Origin of the sequence: Halomonas sp. AOP13-D3-9 (assembly GCF_052379125.1) — a bacterium.
GTDB lineage: Bacteria > Pseudomonadota > Gammaproteobacteria > Pseudomonadales > Halomonadaceae > Vreelandella.
Map to the genome: position 1 here is coordinate 44,492 of NZ_JBQSYH010000012.1, position 15,167 is coordinate 59,658.

The following is a 15,167-nucleotide window of genomic DNA, read 5'->3' on the forward strand; positions in this document are numbered from 1 at the left end:
TGAAGCGACAGCGTCGCGAGGGCAACGAGTCATGAAACTGTTTGTGAGTAGTTTAGTGTTTGCTGGGTTGGCTTTAATGGCAGGCTCAGGGGCAGCGCACGCAGATGAGCCAAGCTTAACGGCTGAACGTCAAGTGACCCTTGATCAGACGCTGGAATGGACGATGCAAAACGATCAGGGTGCCACCTACCGTATTCTTATCAGCAAACCGGAAGGCGAGGTGCCCGACAGCGGCGGTTACCCGGTGATCTATGTGTTGGATGGCAACGCTTATTTCGCTTCCTTGCATGAGGCCAAGCGTGCGCAAGCGTCGTTCCGCCAGGCCATTATTGTGGGTATTGCTTATCCCGGCGAAGCGCCGCATAACTTCCTGCGGCGCTCTTACGATTTATCACCGCCGGTGGCCGAGGAGCAAAACACGCCACCTCAGGGCGGGCAGGATGAGCTGTTGGATTTTATCGAGCAGAGCCTGATGCCAGCCGTCGCCGAGCGATTTCCTGTGGATGCTCACCACCAAAGTCTCTACGGTCACTCTTTTGGTGGCATGTTTGCAATCTATGCTCTGTTTACCCGGCCGGATCTTTTCAACCACATCGTCGCTGCCAGCCCCAGCCTGTGGTGGAACGATAGCTACCTGTTGAAACATGAACGCGACTTCAGGCAGCAGGTTGAAACCGGAGAGACCAGTGTTATTCATCACAGCTTGTCATTGATCGTGGCCGACAACGACTCCCTGCAGAACCAGCAGGATGCTCGTCAGTTCTATCAGCGGCTTGAAGATCTTTCGGCATACGGTTTGCGTAGTAGCTTTTACCGCGTAGAGGGCGAAGATCATATGTCGATTCCGTTTGTACTTGAGTCGCGGGTTCTCAAACAGCTTCTGGGTACTCGGGGTGGCTGACTGCGTGATTTAAGCGATCAAGTACTTCCCTGGCAGCCGTTCGGCCAAAAACTCCATAAACAGCCGTGTGCGCTGGGAAAGTGTCGTTTGGCGGTAGTACACGGCGTTTACGGCTTGGGTTTGCGGTTCAATGTGGTCGGGCAGTACGTCCACGAGGGTGCCTTTTTGGCGGGGTGCAATAGTCATAAAGTCGGCCAAGCAAACAATACCTTCTCCCGCAATGGCCAGCTCTATCAGCGTGCTGCCGCTGGAGGCCGCCAGCGATGGCGTGATATGTAATAGTTGGCCGTCGGCGCGGAGTAGGGGCCATTGATTGAGATGATCTAGCTGGTTAAACCCCAGTAAACTGTGCTGTTGAAGGTCTTCAATATTTTGCGGTACGCCGTTGCGTTCAAGATAGGTGGGGCTGGCAAGAAGGCGCAGCGGGCTATGGCCGAGTAAGCGTGCGTGCAGGGATGAGTCTTCCAGGCTGCCGATGCGAATGGCCAGATCAACCCGCTGTTCGAGCAGGTCGACAAAGCGATCATGGGTATCCAGCTCCAGCGTAATACCCGGGTAACGGGCGCGGAACTCGCCAATCACCGGCACAATCACGAACTGCATAAAACTGGGGGCGGCGTTAACTCGCAGCCTGCCTTGAGGCTGGTTATGGCGATCCAGCATTGCTTCTTCTGCTATCTCCACGGCGGCAAGAATAGCTCGGCAGTGGCCCAGAAACGTTTCGCCTTCTTCGGTAAGCTCCAAGCGGCGCGTTGTGCGACGTAATAGCGTGGCGCCAAGTTTTTGCTCCAGACGGTTAAGCGTACGGCTAACCCCGGAAACGGTCATGCCAAGCCGCTCAGCGGCGCCGGTGATGGAACCGCTATCCACGACCGTCACAAAGGCTTGTTGTTCTTCAAGGGTGCTTTTCATAAATTGCTTTTCATAGCGCTGCCGTTTGCCTTAGTGAGTGTTTAACATTGTTGATTTAAAATCAAAAGAGTCTTGCTGTTACGTCGCTTCTTTTTCCGCGCTGTTACTCCCACAATACGCGCCATTAACGTCAAACCTATTCGGTTAGTTTTGATGATGAACCTCTTTGGGAGAAAGCGTTAGATGAAGATTCTACTGATTAACGGTGGCAAGGCGTTTGCCCACTCTGGCGGTGAACTCAACAATACCCTGCACGGCGTGGCAGTGAATACGTTGCAGGAAATGGGGTATGAGGTGCGCGAGACGGTGGTTGATCAAGGCTACAATCTTGAGACCGAAGTGCAGAACTACCTATGGGCGGACACCATTGTGTATCAGATGCCGGGTTGGTGGATGGGAACGCCCTGGATCGTTAAGCGCTACATCGATGAGGTGTTCACAGAAGGCCATGGTTCGCTTTACGCCAGCGATGGCCGCTCGCGGCAAGACCCGACTAAACAGTATGGCAGTGGCGGCTTGCTGCAAGGGCGTCGCTACATGCTGTCGCTGACCTGGAATGCCCCTTTGGAGGCCTTCGACGAGCCGGACAATTTCTTTGAAGGGCGTGGTGTGGATGGTGTTTACTTCCCCTTCCACAAATCGCAGGCGTTTATCGGCTTAGAGGCATTGCCGACCTTTATCGCCAACGATGTGATGAAAATGCCGGATGTCGATCGCGACAAAGCGGCTTATCGTGCCCATCTTCGCAAAGTACTTGGCTAACGCACTTGGCTAAAGTATTGGGCTTAACGTAGTTGATTCGGACAAGCCCACTTCGCGAAGTGGGCTTTGTTTGACCGGTTTGTCTGACTTAGCGATCCCGATCCAAGCTTTGCACCGTCAGATCCAGCGCCTTGTACATATCCAGGCGGGCGGACAGACCAATATCTGGGTGATTCAGCTCGTTGGCACGTTCCGATGGCAATATCGGCGCAGTTAGATCATCCGCATCTGTCGGCTCGAAATCGTACTCTTCACCGATCGTCATGGCGCTGCGGCGAAGCAGCATGCGTAATTGCGCCGGGGTAAGCTCGGGGTCAATCGACATCATTGCCGCCAACAGGCCGGCTACCAGAGGCGTTGCATAGGACGTTCCGCAATGGGCTTCGCCTTGCTCACCCTCTACCAGGGAAGAGCCTCGTACACAGGCCGCTGCGGTTATATCCACCCGCATATCGATATTGGACGCATTCCGTTTGACCACATAGCGAGGATCTTCAACCTGCACATCCTCATCGCTGCGTTCATGCCCACCCACGACAAACAGTTGGTCGGTAATAAAAGAAGAGGGCAGGCGATAATCGTCACTTCCTGAAAATGACGACGCGTTGCCTGCTGAATTCACGACCACTACATCGGGGTGTTCGCGGCGCAGCCATAAGAAGAACTCTTCGAGCAGTTCTTCGTAACCGCTCATGGCGATGCCGGAACGCACCAGCGAATCGATTTCTTTCCCGTTAATGTCGATTGCCCCTACTCGGTGAATGCCCCAACTCCAGTTGAGTACGCGTACTCCGTCCTCTACCAGATTGACGGAAGCAGCAACATTAGCCGTTATGCCTGCATCTGAGTTGCGATCCACAATCACGTCGAAGCCAGGGCCCACATCGTCCAACCCGCGTAAAAAACCGCTATTGCCGCCTTCGTTCCAGGCCGCGGCAAATACCCCAGCGACCGTTGTGCCATGCCCATCGGGCTTAGCCGCATCGCGGGCGTACACGCAGGTTCTAGACGAATCAGTGCGGCAGTCACCCAGGTAATCGGTAAAATCCGGCGCGTCGAAGTCCACCTCTCGCTCGATGACACCAATACGTATGGGCTGCGTCTCGATATCCCCGCCGTGGCCCTGGCGTGATAAGCGTCGCTGGTAATAGTTCACGGCATCCAGAAAACGATTCGATGCCCACTCCTGATTATCCGCAGCGGGCGGCTTTTCCGTTTCGCTCTCAATGCTCTCTTCTGCCCCCGACTCTTCGACCACCACCGCATCCACGCTCACTTCGCTGCCTAGCCTAAGTACCAGCGCGTCGCGCTCTTCCAGGTTGCTGGCGGGCAAGCGCAACTGATAGGTATTGAGCGGTGGAATCATACCGACGACTTCGGCGTCGTACTTCTCTGCCAAACGCTGGGCCTCCTCGGCGCCGTCGTGGCTCTCTTCAATAATCAGGCTGATCAGATCCACGTAGGTGGTGATGTCATCCATGTTCTTCGCCACCTCTTGATCGGTGGCGGCTACTACGTGGCTGCCGTTAAGACTGAGCCAAACCGGGTTGCTGGACTGCTCACGCTGCTCAAACCACAGTGGGCCGCTTTGCGCATCAGCGCTGCTGATGCGTACACGCACCCGATCATTATCGTGAGTGATGTCATCTGGCTGAAGCGCTGTGCCGTTCAGCTTTATCTGAAAGTCGTTGTTCTCAAGCCCACTGACGCGAAGACAGAACTCTTGCATATCCAATTGCAGTAGATTGCCACAGCGCTGCAGTTGCTCGATGCGCAAAGGCTGTTCTTCGTTTGCAGACTGCTCAGCAACCGCGGTAGATCCGATCAAAAATCCGATCAACATTAATGCCAGTGCCGAAACCAGCCGACCAGCGCCTAAACAGGTTACTGCCATATCCCTACTCCAAACGGTATCCAATTGACTGCACGTAGCATAAACGCATTAGCTGAACAGAACATGAACCCGTTTGGTACGAGAGGGTATCTATTGAGGCTTTAACGGCTAAAACGATAACGCAGTTTAGGCAGGGAGCGGGCAACAGGCGGCAGGCGGGTGGCCATAATCAGCGCCGCAATGGCGGCATACATGGCCCACTCTTGCATATCGGCGCGCACTACCCAGAAGAAGTGCAGCAGCACCAGCCCCAAAATGGCGTAGGAGAATTTGTGCAGCGGCTTCCAGCGTTTGCCTAGGCGCTTCATCGACCACTTGTTGGACGTCGCCCCCAGCACGGCAAGGCCGATCAGCGCGATCATACCGACAATAATATACGGGCGCTTGACGATCTCACTACCCAACAGTGCCCAGTTAAGCCCCAGAATAAACAGCGCGTAACTAAGCATATGTAGGGTGGCGTAGGCCAGCGTCCAGAGCCCCAACTGGCGGCGGATCAGCGCAAAGCCTTTCCAGCGGGTGAGCTTGGTCAGTGGGGTAAGGCTAAGGGTGAATAGCAGCAACCACAGCGCGCCAATGCCGATATTCAGTAGCAGGTAGCGCCCCGGTTCGGGGCCTGCGGCGTTATTCGCCACCTGCCAGCTCCAAAACAGCAGCGGTGCTAGCGCCGCCAGAAATACCGCGACGCGCCAGGCTAGCCATTTGTGCTGCGTTGTCATCAGTAGTTCTTCCTCAAATCTAACCCCGCATACATCTCGGCGACTTCGTCGGCGTAGCCGTTAAACATCAGGGTATCGATGGTGTTGGGGTTGAACAGGCTGTTGGGTAAACGCCGCTCGGTGGCTTGGCTCCAGCGGGGGTGGTCTACCTCTGGGTTAACGTTGGCATAAAAGCCGTACTCATCGGCGGCAATCTGCTGCCAGGAGTTGACCGGCTGCTCTTCTACCAGCGAGATGCGCACAATCGATTTGATACTCTTAAAGCCGTACTTCCAGGGCACTACCAGCCGTAGGGGCGCGCCATTTTGGTTGGGCAGCTCGCGACCGTACATGCCCATGGCCAGCAGCGTTAGCGGGTGCATGGCTTCGTCTAAACGTAGGCCTTCCACGTAGGGCCAGTCGATGATTGAGAACGAGGAGCGCTGGCCGCGCATCTGCTCGGGATCTACCAGGGTTTCAAAGCGCACGTACTTGGCTTTGCTGGTGGGGTCGGCGCGCTTGATGATTTCCGCCAGCGGAATACCCAGCCAGGGAATCACCATCGACCACGCCTCGACGCAGCGCAGGCGGTAAATGCGCTCTTCAAACTGTGAGGGCTTGGCGAAGTCCTCCAGGGCAAAACGCCCGCCGTTATTGACTTCGCCATCGACCACCACGCTCCAGGGCTGGGTTTCCAGGCTACCCGCATGGCGGGCGGGGTCGCCCTTGTCAGTGCCGAATTCGAAAAAGTTGTTGTAGCCACTGGCATCATCAAAGGGGGCGATTTTATCTTTGTCTGGGTCGCTAGGGGTAATGGCCCTCCATTGAGTGTCGCTGATTTTCTCCTTTAGCCACGCGGGCGCATCGCCTTCAGGCACGTCCGAGTAGTCAGCGTTGGCATGGGCATGACCGGATAGGGCGAGTCCCGCGCCTAGGCCTGCCATACCGCCCATAAAGCGCCGCCGGGAGAGGTAGATGGATTCCGGCGTGACATCGGATTCGTGTAAATCACTCGGTTTGGCAATCTTTATTAGCATTAGGTGTCTCCACTAGAGCCTGTACGGGTAGCATACGGGGTGAATGCTGCATTCGATATCAATGGGTGTCGTAAGTTCGCCAGAACTTACACAAATCCATTACGTTTAAATAGCGCCGGTTGAAGGGCCTTCCTCTGTGGCGGCGTGTTAAGAAGGAGCTCGTGTACTGATGATCGAAGCTCGGGGGTTAACCCGTATTCCTCTGCGTAATACTGTCTTTGTCGTCTGCCTGATCCTGCTGGCGGTTTCGCTGGTGGGGTTGGGGTTCTCATTAACGTGGCTGTGGGGCGTGGCGATCTTTGGCATGCTGGCTGGGCTGGGGGTTTATGATCTTTGCCAAACGCGGCGAACGGTCAGCCGTAACTACCCGATCTTGGCTCATATACGGTATGTCTTGGAGTCTATCGGGCCTGAAATACGCCAGTACTTTATTCAATCGGATCTCGATGAACGGCCTTTTTCCCGCGAGCAGCGTGCGGTGGTGTATCAGCGTTCTAAAAATGAGAGCGATAAAAAGCCCTTTGGCTCCCTGCTGGATATGTATCAGCCGGGGCATGAATGGATCAACCACTCGCTCCTCCCCTGCGCTATTGAAAACGAAGACTTCCGTGTTCGCGTGGGCGGCAGTCATTGCAGTCAACCTTACCTGGCAAGCGTATTGAATATTTCTGCGATGAGCTTTGGTTCGCTTTCGGGCAATGCTATTGAGGCGCTCAACGCGGGGGCGTGTAAGGGCGGTTTTTATCATGATACCGGGGAAGGCTCTATTTCCCGTTACCATCGCAGGCACGGTGGTGACTTGGTCTGGGAAATAGGTTCTGGCTACTTTGGTTGTCGTCACGACGATGGCTCGTTTAACGAGGAGCGCTTTGCTGCCAACGCCAGTGACGATCAGGTGAAGATGATCGAAATTAAGCTTTCCCAGGGCGCCAAACCGGGGCATGGCGGCATACTGCCAGCGGCCAAGGTCACCGCAGAAATTGCCGAAGCGCGGGAAGTGCCCATGGGGCAGGACGTGATTTCCCCTGCTGCTCACTCGGCCTTTTCGACGCCGCTGGAACTGATGGCGTTTATTGCCCGCCTGCGTTCGCTTTCGGGTGGTAAACCGGTTGGCTTTAAGCTGGCGATTGGTCACCCCTGGGAGTGGTTTGCGATCGTTAAAGCCATGCTGGAAAGCGGTGAGCGGCCTGATTTTATAGTGGTGGACGGGGGCGAAGGGGGAACCGGTGCGGCGCCGCTGGAGTTTATTAATCGTATGGGGGTGCCATTAACCGAAGCCGTCACGCTGGTGCATAACACCCTGGTGGGAGCCGGGTTGCGCGAGGAGATTCGTATTGGTGCGGCGGGCAAGGTCATGTCCGGCTTTCACATTGCCCGAACCCTGGCGCTAGGGGCTGATTGGTGCAATTCGGCCAGGGGCTTTATGTTTTCACTGGGGTGTATTCAGGCGCTTAATTGCCACTCCGACAAGTGCCCCAGCGGCGTAGCTACTCAAGACCCCAACCGCAGCCGCCATTTGGATATTGCCGATAAAACAGCGCGGGTATACCACTTCCATCGTAATACCTTAAAAGCGCTGGCGGAAATGCTGGGCGCCGCAGGGCTTAGCCACCCTAGCGAGCTGGGGCCCGAGCACATTATCCGACGTGTCTCGGAAAACGAGATTCAGTCCTACGATCAGATATTCACTTTCTTAAAACCCAATGAACTGCTTAATGCAAAGTGCGAGCACACGGTATTCAAGCACTATTGGGAAGATGCCCGATCAGACTCTTTCCTGCCGCCTGCTCGGATTGCTCGACTGCGTTTCACTAAACTGGAGTAAATGCGATGGCTGCAGCACGCCATGAGTTAGTGGCCTTGATTGAGCAGGGCGTAATTCCACCTGACCAGGTGGCGCACGCCGTGCAGGCTGCCGGGCTACGCCCTTCGCCCCGTGACTGGGTAGTGTTTATTGATCGCCTGCTGCTGTGGCTGGGTGGGCTGGCGTTGGGCTTCGCGGTGCTGTTTTTTGTGGCTTACAACTGGGCCGAGATGGGCCGCTGGTTGCGCTTTGGCGTGGTGCAGGCTGCGCTGGTACTGGCCGTGGGAGTTGCTGTTTGGGGCAAGGCCAGCCCAACGGTTAAGCGGGTAGCACTAACGGCTGCTTCGCTGCTGGTGGGCGCACTTTTGGCGCTATTTGGCCAGGTGTATCAAACCGGGGCTGACCCCTGGCAGCTGTTTTTTAGCTGGGCGGTGCTTACGCTGCCCTGGGTGTGGGTGGCGCGTTTTGAGCTGCTCTGGGTGCTGTGGCTGGGGTTGCTGAACCTGGCCATTGGGCTCTATTTCCGTACTTGGGGCGGGCCATTTGGCGTTTTGGCCAGTAGTGAGGCCGCTCAATGGGGGCTGTTTGCACTCAATACCCTGGTCTTGGCAGTCTGGGAGTGGGGCGCTCATTACCGGGACTGGCCATGGCAGTGGGCCGTACGCTTGCTGGCACTAGGGAGCGGGGTGCCGATAACGCTGTTAATGATGACGTTGATCGTTGATGTAGGTCTCTCGTGGTCGCCTGTGCTGGCGATTTACCCAATCTGGTTGGCAGTGCTGTATGGCGTTTATCGTTACTGGCGGCCTGATCTGTTTATGATCGCAGGGGGCTGTATTTCGCTATTAACCGTGGCCACGCTACTGCTTGCCAGGCTGTTGCTCTGGGAGGGTGATTGGCAGGAGGGAAGTCTGATGCTGATCGCCATCGCGGTGCTGGCGATGGGCGCGGGAGCGGTGGTTTGGCTGAAGCGGTTGCATCAGGAGATGTCCCAGTCATGAACAGCATTAACGATTTAAAAGCCAGGCTGAGCCAAGCGGGCATTGTGTTAAACGCGCCAGTAACCCCTGCGCCGCTGCAACCCCCCTGGTTTGTGCGCGTGCTGCAGGCGTTTTCCGGCTGGTTGGCGGCGCTGTTTCTGCTCGGCTTTATCGCCATGGGCGTGGTGTTTGTGGTGGAGAGCCCGGCGGCGTCGTTAGGCTTGGGGCTGGCGATGATCGGCGCGGCTTATGGGCTATTTCGCAACGCACGCAGTGATGTGCTTGAACACCTGGCGCTGGCGGTTAGCTTGGCCGGGCAATTACTAATCGCTTGGGCCGCGGTAGCGTTTTGGGGGGAATCTGCGGCTTCATTATGGGCGCTGGTGGCGTGGTCGCTATTTGGTTTGCAGAGTGCTCTGGCGCTGGTAATGCCGAGCCTGCTGCACCGCACGTTTTCCGCCTCTGCCGCCAGCTTGGCGCTTTATATGGCGCTAGCGATGAGCGCGATGGCGTTAGTGGCGAGTGGGCTCGTGTTGTTGGCGATGACGTTACTCTGGCTAAATGAGTTGCGTTGCCCTGGGCGTATTCGGGTCGTACAGGCGTGGGGCTATGGGTTGTTATTAGGCCTGTTGGTGATGCAAGGATTAGCGCATAGCCACCCGTCGTTCGTCTTCTGGTTTGACGTCCATAGCCCCAGCAGTTTGGCATGGTCCGCCCCCTTGAACGCCGTGCTGGTAGCGCTCTCTTTGGCGCTGCTGTTGTATAACGTTGCGCAATCCAAACCCCATTGGGCGCTCTATCTAAGCCCAATCGCGATGCTGTTGATCAGTTTCTTTGCGCCTGGTGTCGGCCAGGGCCTGGTCGTTGTGTTGTTAGGGTTTGCGATGGGCCATCGCCTGGTGATGGGGCTTGGGGTATTGTCGCTGCTGATGGGCATTGGCAGCTATTCCTACTGGCTGGACGCGACGCTGTTAACCAAGGCGCTAACCCTGCTGATTATCGGTGGCGTGCTGCTTACGCTGCGTTTAGCGCTACACAAATGGTTGAGCATAGGGGAAAGTATGCCGTCGCCTGCTGAGGGAGGGCACGGACAATGAGGCTGAAAGCCAAGCACAGTCGCTGGATCGTGCTCTTAGCCACCGTTGTCGTGCTGGCGGTGGTGAACGGTGCGATTTGGCAGAAGGAGCATCACTTGGCGGAGGGTGAAATCGTTTACCTGGAGCTTGCTCCAGTCGACCCGCGTTCGTTAATGCAGGGCGACTATATGGCACTCAACTTCGCACTCGCCAACCAAATTCACCGCGCGCTGTTTCGACAAGACGATGCTCTGCAAGATGAGCCTCAGAAAGCAAGCAATGGCTATGTGGTTGTACGCTTGGACGAACAGCGTATCGCGCACTTTCAACACTTGGATGATGGGAGCGCGTTAGCCAATGACGAACGGCGGCTGAAATACCGCCTGCGCAGTGGCCAAGTGCGCTTCGCCACCGATGCGTTCTTCTTCCAGGAGGGGCATGGCGAACGCTACGAGGCCGCCCGTTATGGGCAGTTTAGGGTGAATGACCAGAGCGAGCCGCTGCTGGTGGCTATGTACGATGATGAGCTTAACCAGTTAGGCGAAATAGCTAAGTAATGCCTGGTTTTCACGGTTTACTGTTAGTTCTTTACCTACCATAACGCCGCTACATCTTGCACCTTCAAGCAAGGTAGGCTGTACTTTGTCCCTCTATTGACATGGATAGTCCAGTGATAACGCTGGGCTGGCTCGGCAATGAGTCTGTCAGTGGTAAGCAAATTGGTCCATTTTACTGAATAAGGCATATATGAAAGCAAACGGCTCGTGGCCCGCGTGGCTAATGTTGGTAGTGGCGCTAACATTTTCCAGCCTGTGCGCGGCGCAAACTCAAGGAGGAGAGAGCGAAAATGATCGGTGGTTTACTGTCGATGCGTTAAATACTGGGCTTGGTGATCCCCCCGAAGAGGTGAACCGGGTAACTCCGCGAGAGGCGATCAGGAGTTTTCTGGAGCTGACGGATCAGGAGGAGTATGCAGCCGCTGCCCATGTGCTCAACCTCTCCGAATTTTCGGAAGCGGAGCAGCGCGAGCAGGGGCGTGAACTGGCTCGGCAACTGGCCGAGATTCTCCAGCGCGGTGAGTGGTTAAATATTTCGGATTTACCAGGCCGCGAAGACGCTGTTATTGAAGACCCCTCAGGCCAAAATCCCCTCGTCGGCGAGACGCGCCGTAATATTGAAGTATCATCCATGAAAGCCGATGGGGAAACCTACGATATTCGGCTGGGCCGTTACCGCGTAGGTGAAGAGGAGCCTGTCTGGCTCATCATGCCGATCAGCGTGTCGTACATCCCGGTGCTTTATGAGCAGTACGGCCCCTCGATGCTGGAGCGCTATATCCCCGAACGTTTTCAAGCGTCGTTTGGCATTCTGCGGATTTGGGAGTGGATTGCTATTCCGCTCTTCCTGGTATTCATTGGCGGTGTGGGGTGGGGGGTTCACTGTTTAATTGGTTTGATGTCGAAATGGCTGCCGTCAGGCGTGTCGAGCATTTTTGCCAGTCAAATCGGCATGCCCGCAGCGCTGATTGCGATGTCGTTAGTCACCCAAATGTTGCTGGATTATGTGGTGTCGTTTTCGGCGGTCGCCACGACCACTTTCCGGGTGTTGTTAATCAGTATTTTAGCCTGGGGGGTCGGTACGATTGCGCTGCGCTTAGTGGATACCATTATGCTGCGTTTGACGCGGCGTATTGTGGGCGAAATCGACGACACTAAGCCCAGAGATGAGCGCAGGCTACTGACGTCACTCTACGCGTTGCGTCGAGCCATTATTCTGATCACCGTGACCGGTGTATCAATCTACATATTAAGTCAGGTGCAGCTCTTCGAAACGCTAGGCTTGTCCATTCTGGCTTCTGCCAGCGTATTAGCCGTCTTAGTCGGTGTGGCGGGACAAACGGTGCTTGGCAATATTCTCTCGTCGTTTCAGCTGTCGTTTGCCAAGCCCATTCGCATTGGCGATCTGGTGATCTTTGAAGGCGAGTGGTGCTATGTAGAAGGCATCTTTTATACCTTTATCCGGCTTAGGTCCTGGGACGAGCGGCGTTTGATTGTGCCCGTTACGTACTTTACCTCCAAGCCTTTCCAGAACCTCTCGGTCAAGAGCACCAAAATGTATCGGTTCTTGGAGCTAACGCTGCACCTGAGTACCGATATAGGGCTGTTAAGAGATAAGTTTATCGAATTCGCTAAAGAAGAAAATAGCGTTATCGAGCACCATAAATTGCTCTGTTACGTGACCGCACAAACCGGCACGGCGCAAACGGTCACCTGCTACCTCATGACCTCAGATCCGTTAGCCGGTTGGACAGCGGAAATGAATGTACGCGAGAAACTGCTGGCCTTTATCCGTGATAACCACCCAGAGTGGTGGCCAAGAGATATTGTGGTGATCAGTCACAACGATATCGCCCGTGGGGCCCAAGGCAAAAGCGCAGGGGAAGTAGATAGCGCTGAGGTGAAACCATCGGAGTAGAGGGCCTTTAGGCAGTGGCAGGTGCTGTTTTCTCGTGTATAGCAATTTGCTATTTATCGCGATTTGCTATAAAGTGACTATGTAAATGAGGGCTCTGCTAGTGCACGTCATCACACAGAAGCGTATCTGGGAAGCTATAGGAGCAAATCCAAAGACTGCCACTGCTTTAGAAGCCTGGTATCGGCTGATGAAGTCTAATGATCCAAAAGATTTCAATGCCATGAAAGCGCTATTTCCAGCTACTGGTAAAGTGGGAAATTTCCACGTTTTTGACATAGGTGGCAACAAGCTGAGGCTAATCGCTGTTGTTCATTATCAGAGCAAAAAAGTATTTATCCGCCATATCCTTGATCACAAAGAGTATGACAAGGGGAAGTGGAAAAAGGAGTGACTATGCACGCACTCGTTGAACAAGCTGCCGCCCATTGGGTTTATCTTGCCCCTCTTCTTAGCGACCCACATACAGAAGCGGAATACGACGCCCGGGTCGAGGCGTTGGATGAGATTCTTGATCTTGTCGGTGAAGATGAGTCCCATCCCCTTGCCGGTCTGGCGAATCGCTTGGGTGATATCATTGAGTCCTATGATGAAGCGCATCGCCCGATGCCTGAGGTGACAGGAAGTGAGGTGCTTCGTTACCTTATGCAGGAGCATGGGATAGCGCAGAGCGAGCTACCGGAAGTTGGCGCTCAGTCGGTGGTGTCTGAAGTTCTCAGTGGGCGACGCAAGCTGAACTGGCGCCAAATCTGCGAGCTTTCGGAGCGGTTTGGCATCGCTACCGACTCGTTTAAAGAACCCAGGGAAAAGCTGCGCGTTTTGACTTGATAGGCGCCTCATGGCACTGAGACCACCTCTAACGGGATGTCCACGCCGAACTGCTGCAACATACGCCGGAATGTTTCAATATCATAGGCCTCGCTTTCTGTCACTAGACCTTGAATTTGGCCTGTACCCGGCGTGCCATCACCTAATCCAGCGACAATCGACTCGGCGGGATCGAGGAATCGGCAACTGGGCCTCGCCGCTTCGAAGAAGGAGCGAAGCCATGGTAAATGCGTACTCGAAAGAGTCAGAGTGTCGATATCGGGGTGCTGCCGGAAGACGCCGTCGATAAAAGAGGTAACCGCTTTCTGCGTCGCCTTTGGGTCAAATAGAAAGGCGCCGTTCTCGACAAGCTCCACCATGGACGAAGCATTGATCAGACTGACATTCTCCGGGTGGGGCGCATTGCGAGCGATGAAGTGTTTTAGCGGTGAGCTTTCGATGAGTGAATGCACCCCCATGATGCCAATCTTGCCGCTCGCCGACAGGGCGAGTGCTTCTTCGATGGGTGGGTAGACGCCGAATAATGGCACCAAGGTGTTCTGACGAACGTCATCCAGTACCATGATAGACGGTGCGTTCGATGCGATGACGATAGCAGAGGGTGCATAGCCCTCAAGAAAGCGCAGGGTGCGATGCATGACAGCGAGTAGCTCTTCCCGCCCTTTGCTCCCATAAGGAAAGCTCGCCCGATCAGCGAAATACACAATATCCTGTTGCGGAAGACGCTTGTGTATCTCGGCAACAATGGCATAGCTACCAATGCCAGCGTCGAAAACAGCGATTGGCTGGTGCATAGGAATATCCTTGGTTTCAGCGATGTCTAATTATTAATAAGATTTCAATGCTATGGAAGCAATATCTTCAACTGTTAAGCTAGTTAAACTAGTTAAACTTTATACGATTCTGAGGCGCGGTACTGTATGAACCCAAGAAGAATGAATAACATGGGGATGGCAGAGAAACTTATGGCTAAGGTGTGGTTGTCTAAATGCCATTAAATATCATGCAGCGCGCACTACCCGGTTGGGGCGTCACTTATGGCCCATCGGGGGATGGCCCTTTTCCAGCTGTCATGCTGCTGCATGGCTCTGAAGGCGCGTGGGCAGGCTGGAGCCATCGTGACGCGATGCTATTCGCCGCCCATGGTTTCTTGGCATTTCCTTATGGCTACTCAAGCGGTGGTAATGCCTGGAACGCCGGGCATATTGTCGATTACCCACTGGATCGCAGCGTGGAAGCGTTTAAAGCCTTAAGAGATTTCCAGTTCGTTGATGAGCGGGTAGGGCTTTATGGTATTTCACGCGGTGCCGAACACGCGTTATTGCTCGGCTCGCTGATGGCTAGAGATACCGTTGCTGGTTTGCCTGATGCTATCGCCGCCCATAGCCCGCCCGATGTGGTGTGCGGTGCCTTTGATGCCCGTAGCTTCCGCGATGCGGGTGACCCGGGCTGGCAAGCCTGGGATGTCAGCAAACGCGCCTGGACATGGCGTGATAGTCACGAAGGCTTGCTGCCGACCACGCCGATTGAAATCGAACGCTACCCTGGGCCGCTGTTTCTCTCCCATGGCACGCAAGACCGTATGTGGTCGGTTGAAATGACCAAGCGCTTGGAACAGCGCCTACTCAAGCATGGCCGCAGCCCGGAAGTGCATTACTACGAAGGCGAAGATCATATACCCAGTAGCGCTGGGCAGAATAAGCACCACGAGCTGATTCGAAGCTTCTTTTCAAAGTACCTTTAAACCCTGAGTTCCCGGAATAAAAGTTCAGCATTTCGTTTCTATTTCTCAAATTTCGCGTT

15 protein-coding genes are annotated in these 15,167 nt (G+C 54.9%); 10 read left to right on the top strand and 5 right to left on the bottom strand.

The window, feature by feature from the left end:
- Nucleotides 1-31 precede the first annotated feature (31 nt).
- Entirely contained in the window at nucleotides 32-901 is an 870-nt protein-coding gene (locus ACT3UM_RS14435; protein WP_498899894.1) for an alpha/beta hydrolase, read from the top strand.
- 9 nt (nucleotides 902-910) lie between these two features.
- On the opposite strand, the gene ACT3UM_RS14440 is transcribed toward ACT3UM_RS14435, so the two are convergent.
- Nucleotides 911-1,813 carry a LysR substrate-binding domain-containing protein gene (locus ACT3UM_RS14440; RefSeq protein ID WP_498899896.1) on the bottom strand — a complete coding sequence of 301 codons (903 nt, stop codon included), beginning with the start codon at nucleotides 1,811-1,813 and terminating at the stop codon, nucleotides 911-913.
- Nucleotides 1,814-1,996: 183 nt separating this feature from the next.
- On the opposite strand from ACT3UM_RS14440, the gene ACT3UM_RS14445 reads away from it, so the two are divergent.
- Complete coding sequence (locus tag ACT3UM_RS14445; protein WP_498899898.1) at nucleotides 1,997-2,575, top strand: NAD(P)H-dependent oxidoreductase; 579 nt, start codon at nucleotides 1,997-1,999, stop codon at nucleotides 2,573-2,575.
- An 88-nt stretch (nucleotides 2,576-2,663) separates the two neighbouring features.
- Here ACT3UM_RS14445 and ACT3UM_RS14450 read toward each other — a convergent pair whose 3' ends face one another.
- From ACT3UM_RS14450 to msrP, 3 genes are all read right to left on the bottom strand, one after another.
- Nucleotides 2,664-4,469 (bottom strand): S8/S53 family peptidase, encoded by a 1,806-nt coding sequence (locus ACT3UM_RS14450; RefSeq protein WP_498899900.1) that lies wholly within the window; start codon nucleotides 4,467-4,469, stop codon nucleotides 2,664-2,666.
- Nucleotides 4,470-4,570: 101 nt separating this feature from the next.
- Nucleotides 4,571-5,188 (bottom strand): protein-methionine-sulfoxide reductase heme-binding subunit MsrQ, encoded by a 618-nt coding sequence (gene msrQ / locus ACT3UM_RS14455; RefSeq protein WP_498899902.1) that lies wholly within the window; start codon nucleotides 5,186-5,188, stop codon nucleotides 4,571-4,573.
- On the bottom strand, nucleotides 5,188-6,204 hold the full coding sequence (gene msrP, locus ACT3UM_RS14460) for a protein-methionine-sulfoxide reductase catalytic subunit MsrP (RefSeq protein WP_498899904.1): 1,017 nt from the start codon (nucleotides 6,202-6,204) through the stop codon (nucleotides 5,188-5,190). The genes msrQ and msrP overlap by 1 nt, the downstream gene beginning before the upstream one ends.
- Nucleotides 6,205-6,373: 169 nt before the next feature.
- Between msrP and ACT3UM_RS14465 the strand changes: the two genes are divergently transcribed.
- The 7 genes from ACT3UM_RS14465 to ACT3UM_RS14495 all read left to right on the top strand — a co-directional run bounded on the left by ACT3UM_RS14465 (nucleotide 6,374) and on the right by ACT3UM_RS14495 (nucleotide 13,364).
- Nucleotides 6,374-8,029 carry an FMN-binding glutamate synthase family protein gene (locus ACT3UM_RS14465; RefSeq protein WP_498899906.1) on the top strand — a complete coding sequence of 552 codons (1,656 nt, stop codon included), beginning with the start codon at nucleotides 6,374-6,376 and terminating at the stop codon, nucleotides 8,027-8,029.
- A gap of 5 nt (nucleotides 8,030-8,034) precedes the next feature.
- Nucleotides 8,035-9,009, top strand: coding sequence for a DUF2157 domain-containing protein (locus ACT3UM_RS14470; protein WP_498899908.1), 975 nt, complete (start codon nucleotides 8,035-8,037; stop codon nucleotides 9,007-9,009).
- A complete protein-coding gene (locus ACT3UM_RS14475) occupies nucleotides 9,006-10,085 on the top strand; it encodes a DUF4401 domain-containing protein (RefSeq protein WP_498899910.1) in 1,080 nt (359 codons plus the stop codon). The genes ACT3UM_RS14470 and ACT3UM_RS14475 overlap by 4 nt, the downstream gene beginning before the upstream one ends.
- Complete coding sequence (locus tag ACT3UM_RS14480) at nucleotides 10,082-10,621, top strand: GDYXXLXY domain-containing protein (protein WP_498899912.1); 540 nt, start codon at nucleotides 10,082-10,084, stop codon at nucleotides 10,619-10,621. Before ACT3UM_RS14475 ends, ACT3UM_RS14480 begins: the two co-directional genes overlap by 4 nt.
- 190 nt (nucleotides 10,622-10,811) lie before the next feature.
- Entirely contained in the window at nucleotides 10,812-12,539 is a 1,728-nt protein-coding gene (locus tag ACT3UM_RS14485) for a mechanosensitive ion channel family protein (protein WP_498899914.1), read from the top strand.
- 100 nt (nucleotides 12,540-12,639) lie between these two features.
- Nucleotides 12,640-12,930: a type II toxin-antitoxin system HigB family toxin gene (locus ACT3UM_RS14490; protein ID WP_498899916.1), complete on the top strand. Its 291-nt coding sequence runs from the start codon at nucleotides 12,640-12,642 to the stop codon at nucleotides 12,928-12,930.
- 2 nt (nucleotides 12,931-12,932) lie between these two features.
- Nucleotides 12,933-13,364 (top strand): helix-turn-helix domain-containing protein, encoded by a 432-nt coding sequence (locus ACT3UM_RS14495; RefSeq protein WP_498899918.1) that lies wholly within the window; start codon nucleotides 12,933-12,935, stop codon nucleotides 13,362-13,364.
- Between the two features lie 8 nt (nucleotides 13,365-13,372).
- On the opposite strand, the gene ACT3UM_RS14500 is transcribed toward ACT3UM_RS14495, so the two are convergent.
- The gene (locus tag ACT3UM_RS14500; protein WP_498899920.1) at nucleotides 13,373-14,158 is read right to left on the bottom strand and encodes a glutamate racemase; all 786 of its coding nucleotides are present in this window, start codon (nucleotides 14,156-14,158) and stop codon (nucleotides 13,373-13,375) included.
- Between the two features lie 194 nt (nucleotides 14,159-14,352).
- Here ACT3UM_RS14500 and ACT3UM_RS14505 point away from each other — a divergent pair, with 194 nt between their 5' ends.
- Nucleotides 14,353-15,108 carry an alpha/beta hydrolase family protein gene (locus tag ACT3UM_RS14505; RefSeq protein ID WP_498899922.1) on the top strand — a complete coding sequence of 252 codons (756 nt, stop codon included), beginning with the start codon at nucleotides 14,353-14,355 and terminating at the stop codon, nucleotides 15,106-15,108.
- Nucleotides 15,109-15,167 lie beyond the last annotated feature (59 nt).

Bases quoted from the DNA above. Each gene is read 5' to 3' on its own strand.
- ACT3UM_RS14435 (WP_498899894.1), top strand. From the start codon at position 32: ATGAAACTGTTTGTGAGTAGTTTAGTGTTTGCTGGGTTGGCTTTAATG.
- ACT3UM_RS14440 (WP_498899896.1), bottom strand. From the start codon at position 1,813: ATGAAAAGCACCCTTGAAGAACAACAAGCCTTTGTGACGGTCGTGGAT.
- ACT3UM_RS14445 (WP_498899898.1), top strand. From the start codon at position 1,997: ATGAAGATTCTACTGATTAACGGTGGCAAGGCGTTTGCCCACTCTGGC.
- ACT3UM_RS14450 (WP_498899900.1), bottom strand. From the start codon at position 4,469: ATGGCAGTAACCTGTTTAGGCGCTGGTCGGCTGGTTTCGGCACTGGCA.
- msrQ (WP_498899902.1), bottom strand. From the start codon at position 5,188: ATGACAACGCAGCACAAATGGCTAGCCTGGCGCGTCGCGGTATTTCTG.
- msrP (WP_498899904.1), bottom strand. From the start codon at position 6,204: ATGCTAATAAAGATTGCCAAACCGAGTGATTTACACGAATCCGATGTC.
- ACT3UM_RS14465 (WP_498899906.1), top strand. From the start codon at position 6,374: ATGATCGAAGCTCGGGGGTTAACCCGTATTCCTCTGCGTAATACTGTC.
- ACT3UM_RS14470 (WP_498899908.1), top strand. From the start codon at position 8,035: ATGGCTGCAGCACGCCATGAGTTAGTGGCCTTGATTGAGCAGGGCGTA.
- ACT3UM_RS14475 (WP_498899910.1), top strand. From the start codon at position 9,006: ATGAACAGCATTAACGATTTAAAAGCCAGGCTGAGCCAAGCGGGCATT.
- ACT3UM_RS14480 (WP_498899912.1), top strand. From the start codon at position 10,082: ATGAGGCTGAAAGCCAAGCACAGTCGCTGGATCGTGCTCTTAGCCACC.
- ACT3UM_RS14485 (WP_498899914.1), top strand. From the start codon at position 10,812: ATGAAAGCAAACGGCTCGTGGCCCGCGTGGCTAATGTTGGTAGTGGCG.
- ACT3UM_RS14495 (WP_498899918.1), top strand. From the start codon at position 12,933: ATGCACGCACTCGTTGAACAAGCTGCCGCCCATTGGGTTTATCTTGCC.
- ACT3UM_RS14500 (WP_498899920.1), bottom strand. From the start codon at position 14,158: ATGCACCAGCCAATCGCTGTTTTCGACGCTGGCATTGGTAGCTATGCC.
- ACT3UM_RS14505 (WP_498899922.1), top strand. From the start codon at position 14,353: ATGCCATTAAATATCATGCAGCGCGCACTACCCGGTTGGGGCGTCACT.